Annotated in this window: 14 protein-coding genes; 8 read left to right on the forward strand and 6 right to left on the reverse strand. The window is 60.4% G+C overall.

Annotated features, from left to right (window positions below):
* Positions 1-38 precede the first annotated feature (38 nt).
* Entirely contained in the window at positions 39-971 is a 933-nt protein-coding gene (locus AC07S6_RS26600; protein WP_197880827.1) for a LysR family transcriptional regulator, read from the forward strand.
* A 139-nt stretch (positions 972-1,110) separates the two neighbouring features.
* On the opposite strand, the gene AC07S6_RS26605 is transcribed toward AC07S6_RS26600, so the two are convergent.
* Together AC07S6_RS26605 and AC07S6_RS26610 are read right to left on the reverse strand one after the other, a co-directional pair.
* On the reverse strand, positions 1,111-1,518 hold the full coding sequence (locus tag AC07S6_RS26605) for a PA2817 family protein (RefSeq protein ID WP_003190109.1): 408 nt from the start codon (positions 1,516-1,518) through the stop codon (positions 1,111-1,113).
* A gap of 75 nt (positions 1,519-1,593) precedes the next feature.
* Complete coding sequence (locus AC07S6_RS26610) at positions 1,594-4,041, reverse strand: acyl-CoA dehydrogenase (RefSeq protein WP_495113357.1); 2,448 nt, start codon at positions 4,039-4,041, stop codon at positions 1,594-1,596.
* 190 nt (positions 4,042-4,231) lie between these two features.
* Between AC07S6_RS26610 and AC07S6_RS26615 the strand changes: the two genes are divergently transcribed.
* The 4 genes from AC07S6_RS26615 (at position 4,232) to AC07S6_RS26630 (ending at position 7,409) form a co-directional block, all read left to right on the forward strand.
* On the forward strand, positions 4,232-4,891 hold the full coding sequence (locus AC07S6_RS26615) for a transglutaminase-like domain-containing protein (protein WP_495113358.1): 660 nt from the start codon (positions 4,232-4,234) through the stop codon (positions 4,889-4,891).
* Between the two features lie 56 nt (positions 4,892-4,947).
* The gene (locus AC07S6_RS26620; protein WP_003190113.1) at positions 4,948-5,565 is read left to right on the forward strand and encodes a glutathione S-transferase family protein; all 618 of its coding nucleotides are present in this window, start codon (positions 4,948-4,950) and stop codon (positions 5,563-5,565) included.
* 135 nt (positions 5,566-5,700) lie between these two features.
* A complete protein-coding gene (locus AC07S6_RS26625; protein ID WP_014717781.1) occupies positions 5,701-6,633 on the forward strand; it encodes an ABC transporter ATP-binding protein in 933 nt (310 codons plus the stop codon).
* Positions 6,630-7,409, forward strand: a complete 780-nt coding sequence (locus AC07S6_RS26630; RefSeq protein WP_005786689.1) for an ABC transporter permease — start codon at positions 6,630-6,632, stop codon at positions 7,407-7,409. Before AC07S6_RS26625 ends, AC07S6_RS26630 begins: the two co-directional genes overlap by 4 nt.
* A 175-nt stretch (positions 7,410-7,584) precedes the next feature.
* Here the strand turns inward: AC07S6_RS26630 and AC07S6_RS26635 are convergent, their stop codons facing one another.
* Positions 7,585-8,124, reverse strand: a complete 540-nt coding sequence (locus AC07S6_RS26635; RefSeq protein WP_014717782.1) for a TetR/AcrR family transcriptional regulator — start codon at positions 8,122-8,124, stop codon at positions 7,585-7,587.
* A gap of 91 nt (positions 8,125-8,215) precedes the next feature.
* Between AC07S6_RS26635 and AC07S6_RS26640 the strand changes: the two genes are divergently transcribed.
* The 3 genes from AC07S6_RS26640 to AC07S6_RS26650 all read left to right on the forward strand — a co-directional run bounded on the left by AC07S6_RS26640 (position 8,216) and on the right by AC07S6_RS26650 (position 12,597).
* Positions 8,216-9,403 carry an MFS transporter gene (locus AC07S6_RS26640; RefSeq protein ID WP_495113359.1) on the forward strand — a complete coding sequence of 396 codons (1,188 nt, stop codon included), beginning with the start codon at positions 8,216-8,218 and terminating at the stop codon, positions 9,401-9,403.
* Positions 9,404-9,514: 111 nt separating this feature from the next.
* Positions 9,515-10,663, forward strand: coding sequence for a TDT family transporter (locus tag AC07S6_RS26645; RefSeq protein ID WP_495113360.1), 1,149 nt, complete (start codon positions 9,515-9,517; stop codon positions 10,661-10,663).
* 59 nt (positions 10,664-10,722) lie between these two features.
* Positions 10,723-12,597, forward strand: coding sequence for an MFS transporter (locus AC07S6_RS26650; protein ID WP_495113361.1), 1,875 nt, complete (start codon positions 10,723-10,725; stop codon positions 12,595-12,597).
* Positions 12,598-12,705: 108 nt separating this feature from the next.
* Here AC07S6_RS26650 and sugE read toward each other — a convergent pair whose 3' ends face one another.
* The 3 genes from sugE to rdgC form a co-directional block, all read right to left on the reverse strand.
* Positions 12,706-13,020, reverse strand: coding sequence for a quaternary ammonium compound efflux SMR transporter SugE (sugE, locus tag AC07S6_RS26655; RefSeq protein ID WP_010211634.1), 315 nt, complete (start codon positions 13,018-13,020; stop codon positions 12,706-12,708).
* A gap of 112 nt (positions 13,021-13,132) precedes the next feature.
* Complete coding sequence (locus tag AC07S6_RS26660) at positions 13,133-14,092, reverse strand: bile acid:sodium symporter family protein (RefSeq protein ID WP_096142930.1); 960 nt, start codon at positions 14,090-14,092, stop codon at positions 13,133-13,135.
* Between the two features lie 166 nt (positions 14,093-14,258).
* A complete protein-coding gene (gene rdgC, locus AC07S6_RS26665; RefSeq protein ID WP_020301078.1) occupies positions 14,259-15,179 on the reverse strand; it encodes a recombination-associated protein RdgC in 921 nt (306 codons plus the stop codon).
* Between the last annotated feature and the right edge of the window lie 221 nt (positions 15,180-15,400).

Below are 15,400 nucleotides of genomic sequence, written 5' to 3' on the forward strand. Positions count from 1 at the left end.
GGTGATAATCCGCTCAATTATCAATGGACCTGTGCGTCATGAGCATCAATCTTCCTTTGCCGTTATTGGGTGAAATGGCGATTTTCGTCAAGGTCGTGGAAACCGGCAGCTTCTCCGAAGCGGCGCGGCAACTCAGCGTTTCACCTTCGGCGGTGAGCCGCAGCATCTCGCGCCTGGAACAAGCCCTGGCCACGCGCCTGCTGCAACGCACCACGCGCAAGCTGCGCCTGAGCGAGGGCGGCGAGGAGGTGTTCAAGCGTTGCCAGGAGATGGTCAATGCGGCGCGCTCGGTGATGGAAATTAGTGGGCAATTTACCCATGAAGCCGAGGGGCTGGTGCGGGTCAGTGTGCCCAAGGCGGTGGGGCGATTTGTGGTGCACCCGCATATGCCGGAATTTTTGCGGCGCTATCCCAAGGTGGATGTGCAATTGATCCTGGAAGATAGGCATGTGGATTTGATCGACGACAACGTCGACTTGAGCATCCGCATCACCGACAGCCCACCGCCAGGTCTGGTCGGGCGCCAACTGTTGCCCATCGAACATTTGCTGTGCGCGACGCCGCAGTACCTGGCCGAGCACGGTACACCGAGCCATCCCCATGATCTGCTTGGGCACAGTTGCATTTATCTGGGTGAGACACCGGGAGATTCACGCTGGAAGTTCCGCCAAGCTGGCAGGGCGGTAACGGTCGGCGTACGCGGCCGGTATGCGGCGAACCACACCGGGGTGCGACTGGAGGCGGCTTTGCAGCATGTCGGGATTGCCAGCTTGCCGTATTTCACCGCGCGGCACGCATTGGAAGCGGGGGATTTGGTGCAGGTGTTGCCGGGGTGGGATTTTATTGCGTCGTACCATGGCGAGGCGTGGTTGCTGCATTCGCCCACACGTTACCTGCCGCCGAAGTTGCGGGTGTTTATCGATTATCTGGTGGAGTGCATGGCCAGGGAGCCCACGCTGCGCCGACGGTAGGAGCGCGGTTGCTCGTTCCCACGCTCTGCGTGGGAATGCCACCTTGGACGCTCCGCGTCCTGCCTTTATGCCTGTGCACGGGTGACGCAGAGCGTCACAGGATAGGTTCCCACGCAGAGCGTAGGAACGAGCATAGTCGTCAGTGTTTGCTCTGGTCCTGAGGCATCGCCAGCAGCTGTTTTTCCTGGTTCCAGTCGAACGGTTCGTCGTTCTGTTCGGCTTCATAGCGACGTTCTTCCAGGGCCTGGTACAGGTCCAGTTCTTCGTCGGGCATGAAGTGCAGGCAGTCGCCGCCAAAGAACCACAGCAGGTCGCGGGGCACCAGGTGGGCGATTTGCGGGTAGCGCAGGATGACCTGGCTCATCAGGTCCTGGCCCAGGTACTGGCTTTCGATCGGGTCGATTGGCAACAGGGCGCGCAGTTCGTCGAAACGCTCCAGGAACAGCGAGTGGCTTTCCTCGGGTACCTGTTCGGCTTCGCCGACGGCAACCAGGATGCTGCGCAAGTGGTCGAGCAAGACGAGATGATCGGCAACGACGTTGGACACGAGATAAGGCCTCTAAAGCAAAAACGGGCGCGAGAGTATAAGCCTCTCGCGCCCGTTTTTATATGACCGCTCGACTCAGCGGACTTTACCTTCTGCCTGCATCAGCTCTTCCTTGCTGAAATCATCCACGTCGATCACCTTGCGTCGCGCCGCCTCGGCATCGCGCAGGGTTTGCGCCTCGGCCGGTTGCAGCACGCCGGCCTGCAGGGCCGCGTCGATGGCATGCTCGCCGGCAGCCGGCTTGACCTGGCCGCTTTTGAGCGCGCTGTGGAGTTTTTTCTGCAAGGGGTGGCTGGCACCGAGCAGGTCGTAGGCATGTTGCAGGGCGCCCACGGGATCTTCTGCTGATTGCGGGCGATAACAGCCGGCCAGCAATTCTTCCAGGGTCGGGTCGCCTTTGGCGCGGCCGATCACGGCTGCCACTTCGGCATCCAGAGCGTCGGACGGCCCGGTATGACGACGCCCGAACGGGAACACGATCACCCGCAACAGGCAGCCCAGCACCTTGTTCGGGAAGTTGCTCAGCAGCTCATCCAGTGCGCGTTCCGATTCGCCCAGGCTTTCTTCCATGGCCCAGGCAAACAGCGGCTCCAGATGGTCCGGCGAGTCCAGGTCGTGATAACGCTTGAGCGCCGCCGAGGCCAGGTACATGTGGCTGAGCACATCACCCAGGCGGGCGGACAGGCGTTCGCGGCGCTTGAGCTCGCCACCCAGCAACATCATGCTCAGGTCGGCCAGCAGGGCAAACGCAGCCGCCTGGCGGTTCAGGGCACGGAAGTAGCCCTGGCTCAACCGGTTGCCCGGGGCTTTTTCGAAGTGCCCGAAGCCCAGGTTCAGCACCAGAGTGCTGGAGGCGTTGCTGACGGCAAAGCCGATGTGTTGCATCAGCAGGCCGTCGAATTCCTTCAACGCCTGGTCATGGTCTTCGCGGCCGGCCAGGGCCATTTCCTTGAGCACGAAGGGGTGGCAGCGAATGGCGCCCTGGCCGAAGATCATCAGGTTACGCGAAAGGATATTGGCGCCTTCCACGGTGATAAAGATCGGTGCGCCCTGCCAGTTGCGGCCCAGGTAGTTGTTGGGGCCCATGATGATGCCCTTGCCGCCGTGCACGTCCATGGCGTGGCTGATGCACTCACGGCCGCGTTCGGTCAGGTGATACTTGAGGATCGCCGACAACACCGACGGCTTCTCGCCCAGGTCCACGGCGTTGGCGGTGAGCATGCGCGCACTGTCCATCAGCCAGGCGTTGCCACCGATGCGTGCCAGGGCTTCCTGGATCCCTTCGAAGGCCGACAGCGGTACGTTGAACTGTTCGCGCACCTGGGCGTATTGGCCGGTCACCAGGCTGGTGAACTTGGCAGCGCCGGTGCCGACGGCGGGCAGCGAGATCGAACGGCCGACCGACAGGCAGTTCATCAACATCATCCAGCCCTTGCCGAGCATCTCCTGGCCACCGATCAGGTATTCCAGAGGGATAAACACATCCTTGCCGGAGTTGGGGCCGTTCATGAAGGCGGCGCCAAGCGGCAGGTGACGACGGCCGATTTCCACGCCAGGGGTGTCGGTAGGAATCAACGCGAGGCTGATGCCCAGGTCTTCTTCTTCACCCAGCAGGTGGTCCGGGTCATGGGCTTTGAAGGCCAAGCCGAGCAAGGTCGCTACCGGGCCGAGGGTGATGTAGCGCTTTTCCCAGTTCAGGCGCAGGCCGAGGGTTTCCTTGCCTTCCCATTCCCCTTTGCAGATCACCCCGGTGTCGGGCATGGCGCCCGCATCGGAGCCGGCCAGCGGGCCGGTGAGGGCGAAGCACGGGATGTCGTCGCCACGGGCCAGGCGCGGCAGGTAATGATTGCGCTGTTCCTCGGTGCCGTAGTGCAGCAGCAGTTCGGCGGGGCCGAGGGAGTTGGGGACCATCACGGTGGAGGCCAGATCACCACTGCGGGTCGCGAGCTTCATGGCGACCTGGGAGTGGGCATAGGCGGAGAAGCCCTTGCCACCGTACTCCTTGGGAATGATCAGGGCGAAGAAGCCATGGGTCTTGATGTGTTCCCAGGCTTGCGGCGGCAGGTCCATGGCCTGGCCGATTTCCCAGTCGCTGACCATGGCGCAGAGTTCTTCGGTGGGGCCGTCGATGAACGCCTGCTCTTCCTCGGTCAATTGCGCCTTGGGGTAGGCCAGCAATTTGTCCCAGTCCGGGCGGCCACTGAACAGCTCGCCGTCCCACCACACTGTACCGGCATCAATCGCATCGCGCTCGGTCTCGGACATCGGCGGCAGCACTTTCTGGAACCAGCTGAACAGCGGCTTGGTGAAGTATTGGCGGCGCAGGTCAGGCAGCAGCAAAGGCGCGGCCACCACGGCCAGGAGTACCCAGAAGATCAGCAGCAGCCAACCCGGTGCGTGGCTCCAGGCGCCCATCGCCAGCAGGTAGACGGCGACCACACCCAGGGCGGGCAGGGGGGCAGTACGGCGGTGTGCCAGGTAGGCAATGCCGACCACCAGCACCAGTATCCACAACAACAGCATATTCAATCCTCCGTGAACCAGGGGCGAAACCACCAGGGAGCTTAGTCGGCATCCGAACAAGCCGGGTGATCAGGGTGTAACAAGGTGTACTGGGCAACCCATCAGCCGGCGCCGGCATTTGGCCGAATCGTCGTTATCTCTCTGGCAGGCCTGGTGGTTAAACTCCAGGCTCCCCTCGGAGATCAAGCTCATGAATACGTACTTGAGTCCCAGCCGCTTCATCGATAGTGACCACCCTGTGGTGGTGGAGTTCGCCGAGAAACATCGCGGAACCCGCCCGGATTTAAGTGACCAGGCAGTCAGTCTTTACTACGCCGTGCGTGAGGCCATTCGCTACAATCCCTATACCTTCAGCCGTGACCCCAGCACCTTGAGCGCCAGCTTCGCCCTGGCGGCCGGCGAAAGCTACTGTGTGCCCAAGGCCACGTTGCTCGCCGCTTGCGCGCGCCACTGCGGCATTCCCGCACGCATTGGCCTGGCGGACGTGCGCAATCACCTGTCCACACCGCGACTGCTCGCCCTGCTCAAAAGTGACGTGTTCGCCATGCACGGTTATACCGAGCTTTACCTGAACGGCCGCTGGGTCAAGGCCACTCCGGCGTTCAACCAGCAACTGTGCGAAGTGTTCGACGTGCCGCCGTTGGAGTTCGATGGGCTGCACGACAGCGTGTTCCACGCGTTCAATCGCCAGGGCCAGCGTTCTATGGAGTACGTGGTGGACCACGGGCAATTTGCTGACGTGCCCGAAGCATTTTTCTTCGGGCATATCCGCCAGTGCTACCCGCACCTGTTTGGCGACGATGCGCCCATCTTGCTCGGCGACATGCAGGGCGATTTAAGCCGCGGCTGAACCGGCGTATGCTGCTGCCTTCATCCAGCCAAGTTCATCCACAATAAGGCGCGGTCATGCTGAAGATCTGGGGTCGTAAAAATTCATCAAACGTCAGGAAAGCACTGTGGTGCGCCGAAGAACTCGGCCTGGACTATGAAGCAATTGATGCGGGCGGGGCTTTTGGTGTGGTCGATACCCCCCAATACCGGGCCATGAACCCCAATGGCCGGGTGCCGGTGATCGAAGATGGCGACTTTGTGCTGTGGGAATCCAACACCATCGTGCGTTACCTGTGCGCCAAGCAGGCATCGGACTTTTACCCCAGCGACCTGCAAGCCCGGGCCAACGCCGAAAAGTGGATGGACTGGACCACTTCCACGCTCGCCGATCCGTTCAAAGCGGTGTTCTGGGGCATCGTGCGCACCCCGGCTGACCAGCAAAACTGGGACAGCATCAATGCCGGGCGCCAAGCCTGTATTGACGCGCTCAAAACCGTCGAACAAGCCCTCGCCGAGCAACCCTACCTGTCCGGCCAGGCGTTCGGCATGGGCGATATTCCCTTGGGCTGCTTCATCTACGCCTGGTTCGAGATGCCCATCGAACGCCCGGCAATGCCGAATCTGGAGGCCTGGTACCAGCGCTTGCAACAGCGCCCGGCCTACCGCAAGGCGGTGATGACCGCGTTGACTTAATACACACTATTAATACGGGTGACTGTACTTGTGCGGCATGGGCACGCACCATGCTCGCACTGCATCGCCGGTTGAACTACCTGCGGTGTGCCCTCATCTATTCTTTCTATTCCCTTCTTTGGTGCGTATTCCGATATGAGTTCCGCTCTGTCCATCCGGCAGCTAACCAAAACCTACGGCAACGGTTTCCAGGCCCTGAGTGGTATCGATCTGGACGTTGCCGAAGGTGACTTCTTCGCCTTGCTCGGCCCCAACGGTGCCGGCAAATCCACCACCATCGGCATTCTCTCCACCTTGGTCAACAAGACCAGCGGCACGGTGAATATCTTCGGGCATGACCTGGATAAATCCCCGGCGGCGCTCAAACGCTCCATTGGCGTGGTGCCCCAGGAATTCAATTTCAACCAGTTCGAAAAGACCTTCGACATTGTTGTGACCCAGGCCGGCTACTACGGCATTCCGGCGAAAGTCGCCAAGGAACGCGCCGAGCAGTACCTGACTCAACTGGGCCTGTGGGACAAGCGTGACGTACCTTCGCGCTCGCTGTCCGGTGGCATGAAGCGACGCCTGATGATCGCCCGCGCGCTGGTGCATGAGCCGCGCCTGTTGATCCTCGACGAACCTACCGCCGGCGTGGACATCGAGCTGCGCCGCTCGATGTGGACCTTCCTCACCGAACTGAACGAGAAGGGCATCACCATCATCCTCACCACCCACTACCTGGAGGAGGCTGAGCAGTTGTGCCGCAACATCGGCATCATCGACCACGGCACCATTGTCGAGAACACCAGCATGCGCAACCTGCTGGGCCAGTTGCATGTGGAAACCTTCCTGCTCGACCTGAAAAACAATCTCTCGGTGGCGCCGCAGTTGCTCGGCTACCCCAGCCGGCTGGTGGACAGCCACACCCTGGAGGTGCAGGTGGATAAGGCCATGGGCATCACCGCGCTGTTCACCCAGCTGGCGACTCAGAACATCGAAGTGTTGAGCCTGCGTAACAAAACCAATCGCCTTGAGGAGTTGTTCGTGTCCCTGGTGGAGAAAAATCTGGCGAAGGTGGCGGTATGAGTTCCGAACTGCAACCCAACCTTGTCGCGCTGCAAACCATTGTCTATCGCGAAGTGAAGCGCTTTACCCGGATCTGGCCGCAGACCCTGCTGCCGCCGGCGATCACCATGGTCCTGTACTTTGTGATCTTCGGTAACCTGATCGGCCGGCAAATCGGCGACATGGGTGGTTTCACCTACATGGAATACATCGTGCCGGGCCTGATCATGATGTCGGTGATCACCAACTCCTACGGCAACGTGGTGTCGAGTTTCTTTGGCAGCAAGTTCCAGCGCTCCATCGAAGAGCTGATGGTCTCGCCGGTGTCACCGCACACCATCCTCATCGGCTACACCCTGGGCGGCGTGTTGCGTGGCCTGATGGTGGGGGTGATCGTGACGCTGCTGTCGCTGTTCTTTACCCATCTGCAGGTGCATCACCTTGGGGTCACCATTCTGGTGGTGGTGCTGACGGCGACGATCTTCTCGCTGCTGGGCTTTATCAACGCCGTGTTCGCACGCAACTTCGATGATATTTCCATTATCCCGACCTTCGTGCTGACGCCGCTGACCTACCTGGGCGGGGTGTTTTACTCCATCACCTTGCTGCCGCCGTTCTGGCAGACGGTGTCCCTGGCCAACCCGGTGCTGCACATGGTCAACGCCTTCCGCTACGGCATTCTGGGCGTATCGGATATCAAGATCAGTGTGGCGATCACCTTTATGATCGTTGCGACCGTGGTGCTGTATATCGGTTGTGCGCGTTTGCTGGTGAGTGGGCGTGGGATGCGTACATGATGTGGGATTGGAAATAACAAAACGGCCTCATCAGAGGCCGTTTTTTATTGGATGCACACCGAACAAATGTGGGAGCTGGCTTGCCTGCGATGGTATCGACTTCGCTTGACGGGTGTACCGAGGTGTCTGCATCGCCGGCAAGCCAGCTCCCACATTTTGTGTCGGCGCACGCGCTTCAGTTTTTTAGTGCCAGCTCGATCAGGGCATGCAGTTCTTCTACCGCCAAAGGCTCTGCCGAAAACAGAATACGAAACACCGTCGGTGCGGCGAGCAGGTTGATCAGATGGTCAACGCTCGGCGGCTGTTCCTGCGGGTAGCGGTCAACAATCACCTGCAACTGCCCACTCAGGATGCTCACGCAATACCCTGGCGTCGGGCTGCTTTGCACGTCGCGCATCATGTTGCGGCCTACGTCCGAACTCATCTCATCCAGGTATTGCTCGGCCCAGGCTTGCAGGTCGCCACGCAGGCTGCCGGTGTTGGCCGGTTCGGTATCGGGGCGCATTCGGGCCAGGGCGACGTCGGCGAGCAGTACTGACAGATCGCCCCAGCGCCGGTAAATGGTCGACGGCGTGACGCCTGCACATGCCGCAATCATCGGCACGGTGACGCTGGAACGCTCATGGGCTTCCAGCAATTCGCGCACCGCTCTGTGGACGGATTCTTGTACCCGGGCACTGCGGCCCCCCGGGCGGAGGCCTTCTTTGATCGCCATGGGCGAGACCTTAACACAAAGAATTTGCTTTAAGCGCCAGCGAATAGCACACTGCACAAAAGCAAAATATTAGCTTTAGCGGAGCGTGCCCATGTCCAGTGTCATCTCTCAGCGGTCCAGCCTGGCGTTTCTAGTGATCATGGTGCTGACCTTTCTCGCCGCCTCCAGCGCGCCGACGCCCTTGTACCAGGTGTATCAAGACCACCTGCATTTTTCGGCGGCCATGCTCACCGCCATCTTTGGTGTCTATGCCGTGAGCCTGCTGGCGGCCCTGCTGGCGGTGGGGTCGCTCTCGGATTACCTGGGGCGCAAGCCGGTGATCTTCGCCGCGCTGCTGCTCAATAGTGTGGCGATGCTGCTGTTTATCCACGCTGACAGCACCGCCTGCCTGCTGGCCGCCCGCGCGTTACAGGGCTTCGCGACTGGCACTGCCACAGCGGTATTGAGTGCGACGCTGCTCGATACCGACCGCGTCCGCGGCCCGATGCTCAACAGCCTTGCACCGATGCTCGGCATGGCCAGTGGTGGCCTGGGTAGCGGGCTGCTGGTGGAGTTCGCGCCGTGGCCAACCCAATTGATCTATTACACCCTGCTGGGCTTGATGGTGTTGCAGGCTCTGTATGTGTGGCGCCTGCCTGAAACGGTCAGCCGCATACCCGGCGCCTTGAAGTCCCTGGCGCCAACCCTGCATGTGCCGCCGCAGGCGCGCCGCGCCTTGTGGCTGGCGATGCCATTGAATGTGGCCGTGTGGGCGCTGGGTGGGTTCTTTTCCTCGTTGGCGCCGTCGTTGGTGCGCGTCGCCACCGGGTCGACCTCGCACTTGATCGGCGGCGGGCTGGTGGCGGTAGTGACCTTGAGCGGCGCGGTGATGATCTACAGCCTGCGCAACCACGCGGCTGACAGGGTGATGCGCTTGTCGGCGGCACTGCTGGCCGTGGGCGTGGGGTTGCTGCTGGTTGCCGTAAACACCGCCAGCCTGTGGCTGTTCTTTGTCGCCAGTGTGATCGCAGGCCTGGGCTTCGGCGGCGGTTTCATGGGCAGTGTGCGCAGTATCGTGGGCCTGGCATTGCCCCATGAGCGGGCGGGCCTGATGTCGGCGTTTTATGTATTGAGCTACCTGGCGTTCTGCGTGCCGGCGCTGTTGGCGGGTAACCTGAGCCGCGTCTTTGGCCTGATCGCGACCACGGACGGCTACGGTGCGGTGCTTATCTTGCTGTCTCTCGGCGCGCTTGTTGGGTTGTTGTGGCGGGACACGGCGCAGGCAAGGGCCAGCGCATGATTACGATTAATATAGGTAAAATAGATAACAGTTAGAGATATTACCCGTTATATAGATATTCGATCAGGTTCTATCATGGCCCCAACCTCAAATGAGGAAGAGGATTAACCCATGACCTGCTCGACCACTCACCGCTACAAACCCTTCAGTCACCTGGCCCGTCCCCGGGAAGTGATTCGCCAGTTCACCCCGAACTGGTTTGCCGCGACCATGGGCACCGGTGTGCTGGCGCTGGCCTTGGCCCAGTTGCCAGTCAACTTGCCAGGTTTGCACGCTATCGCCGAGGGCCTGTGGCTGTTCACCATCGGCCTGTTTGTGCTGTTCAGCGTGCTCTACGCCGCCCGCTGGGTGATGTTTTTCCACGAGGCGCGACGCATCTTCGGGCACTCCACCGTCTCGATGTTTTTCGGCACTATCCCCATGGGGCTGGCGACCATTCTTAATGGCTTGCTGCTGTTCGGTTTGCCGCGCTGGGGCAGTGATGTCATCCCGCTGGCCGAAGTTCTGTGGTGGTTGGACGTCGCCATGTCCCTGGCCTGCGGCGTGCTGATCCCATTCATGATGTTCACCCGCCAGGAGCACAGTATCGACCAGATGACCGCCGTCTGGCTGTTGCCCGTGGTGGCGGCCGAAGTGGCGGCGGCCAGCGGCGGCTTGCTCGCGCCGCACTTGGCCGATGCCCATTCGCAACTGGTGATGTTGGTGACCAGCTACGTGCTTTGGGCGTTTTCCCTGCCGGTAGCGTTCAGCATTCTGACCATCCTGATGCTGCGCATGGCCTTGCATAAGTTGCCTCACGCCAATATGGCCGCGTCGAGCTGGTTGGCCCTGGGCCCGATCGGTACCGGTGCCCTGGGCATGTTGCTGCTCGGTACGGATGCCCCCGCGATCTTTGCCGCCAATGGCCTGGCCAGTGTCGGTGAAATGGCCCACGGCCTGGGCCTGATTGCGGGCATCACCCTGTGGGGCTTCGGCTTGTGGTGGATGTTGATTGCGGTGTTGATCACCCTGCGTTACCTGCGCGCCGGTATCCCGTTCAACCTGGGCTGGTGGGGCTTCACCTTCCCATTGGGGGTTTACGCCTTGGCCACGCTTAAATTGGCGAGTCTGTTACAGCTGGCGTTTTTCAGTGTGTTTGGCAGTGTGCTGGTGGTTGCGCTGGCGCTGATGTGGCTGATCGTGGCCAAGCGCACCGTGCAGGGCGCTTATAAAGGCGAGCTTTTTGTTTCGCCTTGTATTGCCGGGCTAGCGAATAAGTAAGCAGGATTAGGTAAAGTCGTGGCCTGATAAATAAAGGCCACGCAGGAACACGGACGACGATGAGCCATCCTTCCCAATTCACCTTGCTGCGCACGCGGCGCTTCTTGCCGTTTTTCATTACCCAGTTGCTGGGCGCGTTCAACGACAACATCTTCAAGCAGTCGCTGATCCTGGCCATCCTTTACAAGCTCACCATCGAGGGTGACCGCTCCATCTGGGTCAACCTGTGTGCTTTGTTGTTTATCCTGCCGTTCTTCCTGTTCTCGGCGTTGGCCGGGCAGTTTGGCGAGAAATTCAACAAGGACGCGTTGATCCGCGCGATCAAGATCGGCGAGATCGTGATCATGGCGGTGGGCGCCACGGGTTTTCTGACCAATCATCTTGAACTGATGCTGCTGGCGCTGTTTGCCATGGGCACTCACTCGGCGCTGTTCGGCCCGGTGAAGTACTCGATCATGCCCCAGGCCTTGCACGACGATGAGTTGGTCGGCGGTAACGGCCTGGTGGAGATGGGCACGTTCCTGGCAATTTTGGCCGGCACCATCGGTGCCGGGATCATGATGTCCTCCACCCATTACGCGCCGGTGGTGGCGGTGGCGATTGTGGCCGTGGCGGTGCTGGGCTACCTGGCCAGCCGCAGCATCCCGCGCGCAGCGGCTTCGACACCGCAGCTGCGCCTGGACTGGAATATCTTCACTCAGTCCTGGGCGACTTTACGCATGGGCCTGGGACAGACGCCGGCGGTGTCGCGCTCGATTGTCGGCAACTCATGGTTCTGGTTTGTCGGCGCGATTTACCTCACGCAAATACCTGCCTATGCCAAGGAATGGTTGTACGGCGACGAAACCGTGGTGACCTTGATCCTCACGGTGTTCTCGGTGGGCATCGCCCTGGGCTCGATGCTGTGCGAAAAGCTCTCCGGGCGTAAGGTGGAAATCGGCCTGGTGCCGTTTGGCTCATTTGGCCTGACCGTGTTCGGCCTGCTGCTGTGGTGGCACTCCGGCGGCTTCCCGCAGAACGTGCAAGCCAACGATTGGCTCGCGGTGCTCAGCTACGGCCAGGCGTGGTGGGTGCTGCTCGATATCCTCGGCCTGGGTGTGTTCGGTGGCTTTTACATCGTGCCGCTGTATGCGCTGATCCAGTCGCGTACCGCCGAGAACGAACGGGCACGGGTGATCGCGGCGAACAACATTCTCAATGCACTGTTCATGGTGGTCTCGGCCATCGTGTCCATTCTGCTGTTGAGCGTGACCAAGCTGTCGATCCCCGAGTTGTTCCTGGTGGTGTCGCTGCTCAACATCGCGGTTAACACTTACATCTTTAAAATCGTCCCCGAGTTCACCATGCGCTTCATGATCTGGCTGCTCAGCCATTCCATGTACCGCGTGGAGCATCGCAACCTGCAAGCCATCCCGGATGAAGGCGCGGCGTTGCTGGTGTGCAACCATGTGTCGTTTGTCGATGCGCTGTTGATTGGCGGCGCAGTACGTAGGCCGATTCGCTTTGTCATGTACTACAAGATCTACCGCTTGCCGGTGCTCAATTTTATCTTCCGCACCGCCGGGACGATTCCGATTGCCGGGCGCCATGAAGACATTCAGATCTACGAGCAGGCGTTCGCGCGCATTGCCCAGTACCTCAAGGATGGCGAGCTGGTGTGCATCTTCCCGGAAGGCAAGCTGACAGCTGATGGCGAGATGAATGAGTTTCGCGGTGGGGTGACGCGCATTCTGGAGGAGACGCCGGTGCCGGTGATCCCGATGGCATTGCAGGGGTTGTGGGGGAGTTTCTTCAGCCGTGATCCGAACAAGGGTTTGTTTCATCGGATCTGGTCGCGGGTGGTGTTGGTGGCGGGCGAGCCGGTGGCTGTGGAGGCGGCAACGCCTGAGCAGTTGCACGCTGTGGTGGGCGGTTTGCGGGGGAGTGCCAGGTAGTTTTTTGTTGTTTATCAGGGCCTCATCGCAGGCAAGCCAGCTCCCACATTTTGAATTGTGAATACAGTCAAATGTGGGAGCTGGCTTGCCTGCGATAGCGGTAGTGGCTTATGTCGAGATCTTGAGGCCAATCAGCCCACAAATAATCAACGCCACACTGGCCAACCGAAACAGCGCCATGGACTCCCCAAACAGAATAATCCCGGCGATCACCGTGCCCACCGCACCCACGCCGGTCCAGATGGCATAGGCGGTGCCCAGCGGCAATTCCTTCATGGCCAGCCCCAACAACCCAAGGCTGACGGCCATGGCGGCAATCGTCAGGGCGGTGGGCAGCGGCTTGCTGAACCCGTCGGTGTACTTCAGGCCGACGGCCCAGCCCACTTCAAACAACCCGGCAAAAAACAGAATGATCCAGGACATGATGACCTCGCTTCTATCAAAGTGGGGTCGTCCCCGGGTGAGCGCTTGATAGCGTCGCGAGGTCGTCCCCGCGAAGTTCGGTAGAGTGCCGAAATTGGACCGGGCGATCAAGTTACGGCGTGGTTTCCAGGGCGCGGCGGTCTTCCTTTTCGCTCATGCGGCGGAAATAGGTCGACAGCAATGCGCCGGAAATATTGTGCCAGACGCTGAACAACGCACTGGGCACCGCCGCCAGTGGCGAAAAGTGCGCACTGGCCAGCGCGGCACCCAGCCCGGAGTTCTGCATGCCCACTTCCAGGGCCAGCGACTTGCGTTGCGCCAAGGGCAACTTGAACAGGCGCCCGGTGAAGTAGCCCAGCAGGTAACCGAAGCTGTTGTGCAGCATCACCACGGCCATGATCAGCAGGCCCGACTCGGCAATCTTGCCTTGGCTTGCGGCAACCACGGCCGCGACGATGATCACAATGCTGACCACCGACACCAGTGGCAGCACATCCACCGCATGCCTTACCCGATCACCGAGCAAGCGCTGCGCGACCACGCCCAGTACGATGGGCAGCAGCACCACTTGCAGGATCGACCAGAACAGTTCCATGAACGACACTGGCAGCCAGGCCGAGGCCAGCAGCCAGATCAACGCCGGTGTGAGCAGCGGGGCGAGGAGGGTGGTGACCGCGGCAATCGCCACCGATAACGCCAGGTCACCCCGGGCCAGCCAGGTCATGACGTTGGACGACGTGCCACTTGGGCAACAGCCGACCAGGATCACGCCAACGGCAATTTCCGCCGGCAAATGGAACGCCTGGCACAGCAACCATGCCACGCCCGGCATGATCACGAAATGCGCGACCACGCCCAAGGCCACGCGCCACGGGTGGCGAGCGACTTCGGCGAAGTCTTCCAGTTTCAAGGTCAACCCCATGCCGAACATCACCAGGCCCAGCAGTGGGACGATGGCGCTTTTCAGGCCGATGAACCAGCTGGGTTCGAGGAAGGCGAGCACGGCAAATATCAACACCCAGTAAGCGAAGGTATTGCCGACGAAGCGGCTCAAGGCGGCGAGTGCACGCATGGGGATGTCCTTTTTTATTCGATTTCCGAGTTGTCGATGCAATCAAATGTGGGAGCTGGCTTGCCTGCGATAGCGGAGTGTCAGTCGGCACTCCTCTGGCTGACACTCCGTTATCGCAGGCAAGCCAGCTCCCACACTGACTGTGCCCGCATTGGATCGGTGTTGCTTAGATGCCCTGTGGTGTCTCTTCGCCGCCCAGTGCCTCGACCAGCGCCGGCAGGAAATCTCCGAAGGTCAGCATCATCAAGGTAAAGCTGGCATCCAGTTGGCCCAGGGCTTCGTCGCCGCCGTCCTGTTCCGCCTGGTCTTGCAGCAGGTCTTCGAACTTCAGGCGCTTGACGGTCATTTTGTCGTCGAGCATGAAGGACAACTTGTCCTGCCACGCCAGGGACAGTTGGGTCACGACCTTGCCGGTGGTCAGGTGCAGTTGGATCTCTTCGCTGGTCAGGTCCTGGCGTTTGCAGCGCACGATGCCGCCGTCTTCGTGGGTGTCGCGCAGTTCGCATTCGTCGAGGACGAAGAAGTCATCAGCCGGTTTCTGGGTGGTGACCCAGTCAGTCATGATTGCAGTTGGTGCGGTTTTTACCGTCAGAGGGCGGACGGGCAGGGTGCCGATCACTTCACGCAGGGTCGACAGCAGGTCTTCGGCACGCTTGGGGCTGGCCGAGTTGACCAGGATCAGGCCCTGTTTCGGCGCGATTGCAGCGAAGGTCGACGAGCGACGGATAAAGGCACGCGGCAGGAAGGCCTGGATGATTTCATCCTTGATCTGGTCGCGCTCCTTCTTGTAGACCTTGCGCATCTGCTCGGCTTCGATCTCTTCGACTTTCTCTTTAAGTGCATCACGCACCACGCTACCTGGCAGGATGCGTTCTTCCTTGCGCGCAGCAATCAGCAAAAAATCTCCGCTGACGTGAACCAGGGGAGCGTCTTCACCTTTACCAAAAGGCGCGACGAAACCGTAAGTGGTCAACTCCTGGCTTGCACAAGGGCGCGCCAGCTTGGTGGCCATGGCCGCTTCCAACGCCTCGGCATCAACAGGCAGATCTTGGGTCAGGCGATAGATAAGCAGGTTCTTGAACCACATGGGGTGAGTCTCTCCTCTATACAAAGGGGGGCATTATTCTCTTGATCACGCCGCAGGCCAACCCTGCCTAAGCCATTGGAAGGGCTGAAAAAAAAGATTTAAGAAAGTGCTTGCCAGACTTAGGGTCGCTCCGTAGAATGCGCGCCACACCGAAACGAAGGGTGATTAGCTCAGCTGGGAGAGCATCTGCCTTACAAGCAGAGGGTCGGCGGTTCGATCCC

Source organism: Pseudomonas sp. GW821-FHT07B01 (assembly GCF_059419065.1).

Bases quoted from the DNA above. Each gene is read 5' to 3' on its own strand.
- AC07S6_RS26600 (WP_197880827.1), top strand. From the start codon at position 39: ATGAGCATCAATCTTCCTTTGCCGTTATTGGGTGAAATGGCGATTTTC.
- AC07S6_RS26610 (WP_495113357.1), bottom strand. From the start codon at position 4,041: ATGCTGTTGTTGTGGATACTGGTGCTGGTGGTCGGCATTGCCTACCTG.
- AC07S6_RS26615 (WP_495113358.1), top strand. From the start codon at position 4,232: ATGAATACGTACTTGAGTCCCAGCCGCTTCATCGATAGTGACCACCCT.
- AC07S6_RS26620 (WP_003190113.1), top strand. From the start codon at position 4,948: ATGCTGAAGATCTGGGGTCGTAAAAATTCATCAAACGTCAGGAAAGCA.
- AC07S6_RS26625 (WP_014717781.1), top strand. From the start codon at position 5,701: ATGAGTTCCGCTCTGTCCATCCGGCAGCTAACCAAAACCTACGGCAAC.
- AC07S6_RS26630 (WP_005786689.1), top strand. From the start codon at position 6,630: ATGAGTTCCGAACTGCAACCCAACCTTGTCGCGCTGCAAACCATTGTC.
- AC07S6_RS26635 (WP_014717782.1), bottom strand. From the start codon at position 8,124: ATGGCGATCAAAGAAGGCCTCCGCCCGGGGGGCCGCAGTGCCCGGGTA.
- AC07S6_RS26640 (WP_495113359.1), top strand. From the start codon at position 8,216: ATGTCCAGTGTCATCTCTCAGCGGTCCAGCCTGGCGTTTCTAGTGATC.
- AC07S6_RS26645 (WP_495113360.1), top strand. From the start codon at position 9,515: ATGACCTGCTCGACCACTCACCGCTACAAACCCTTCAGTCACCTGGCC.
- AC07S6_RS26650 (WP_495113361.1), top strand. From the start codon at position 10,723: ATGAGCCATCCTTCCCAATTCACCTTGCTGCGCACGCGGCGCTTCTTG.
- sugE (WP_010211634.1), bottom strand. From the start codon at position 13,020: ATGTCCTGGATCATTCTGTTTTTTGCCGGGTTGTTTGAAGTGGGCTGG.
- AC07S6_RS26660 (WP_096142930.1), bottom strand. From the start codon at position 14,092: ATGCGTGCACTCGCCGCCTTGAGCCGCTTCGTCGGCAATACCTTCGCT.
- rdgC (WP_020301078.1), bottom strand. From the start codon at position 15,179: ATGTGGTTCAAGAACCTGCTTATCTATCGCCTGACCCAAGATCTGCCT.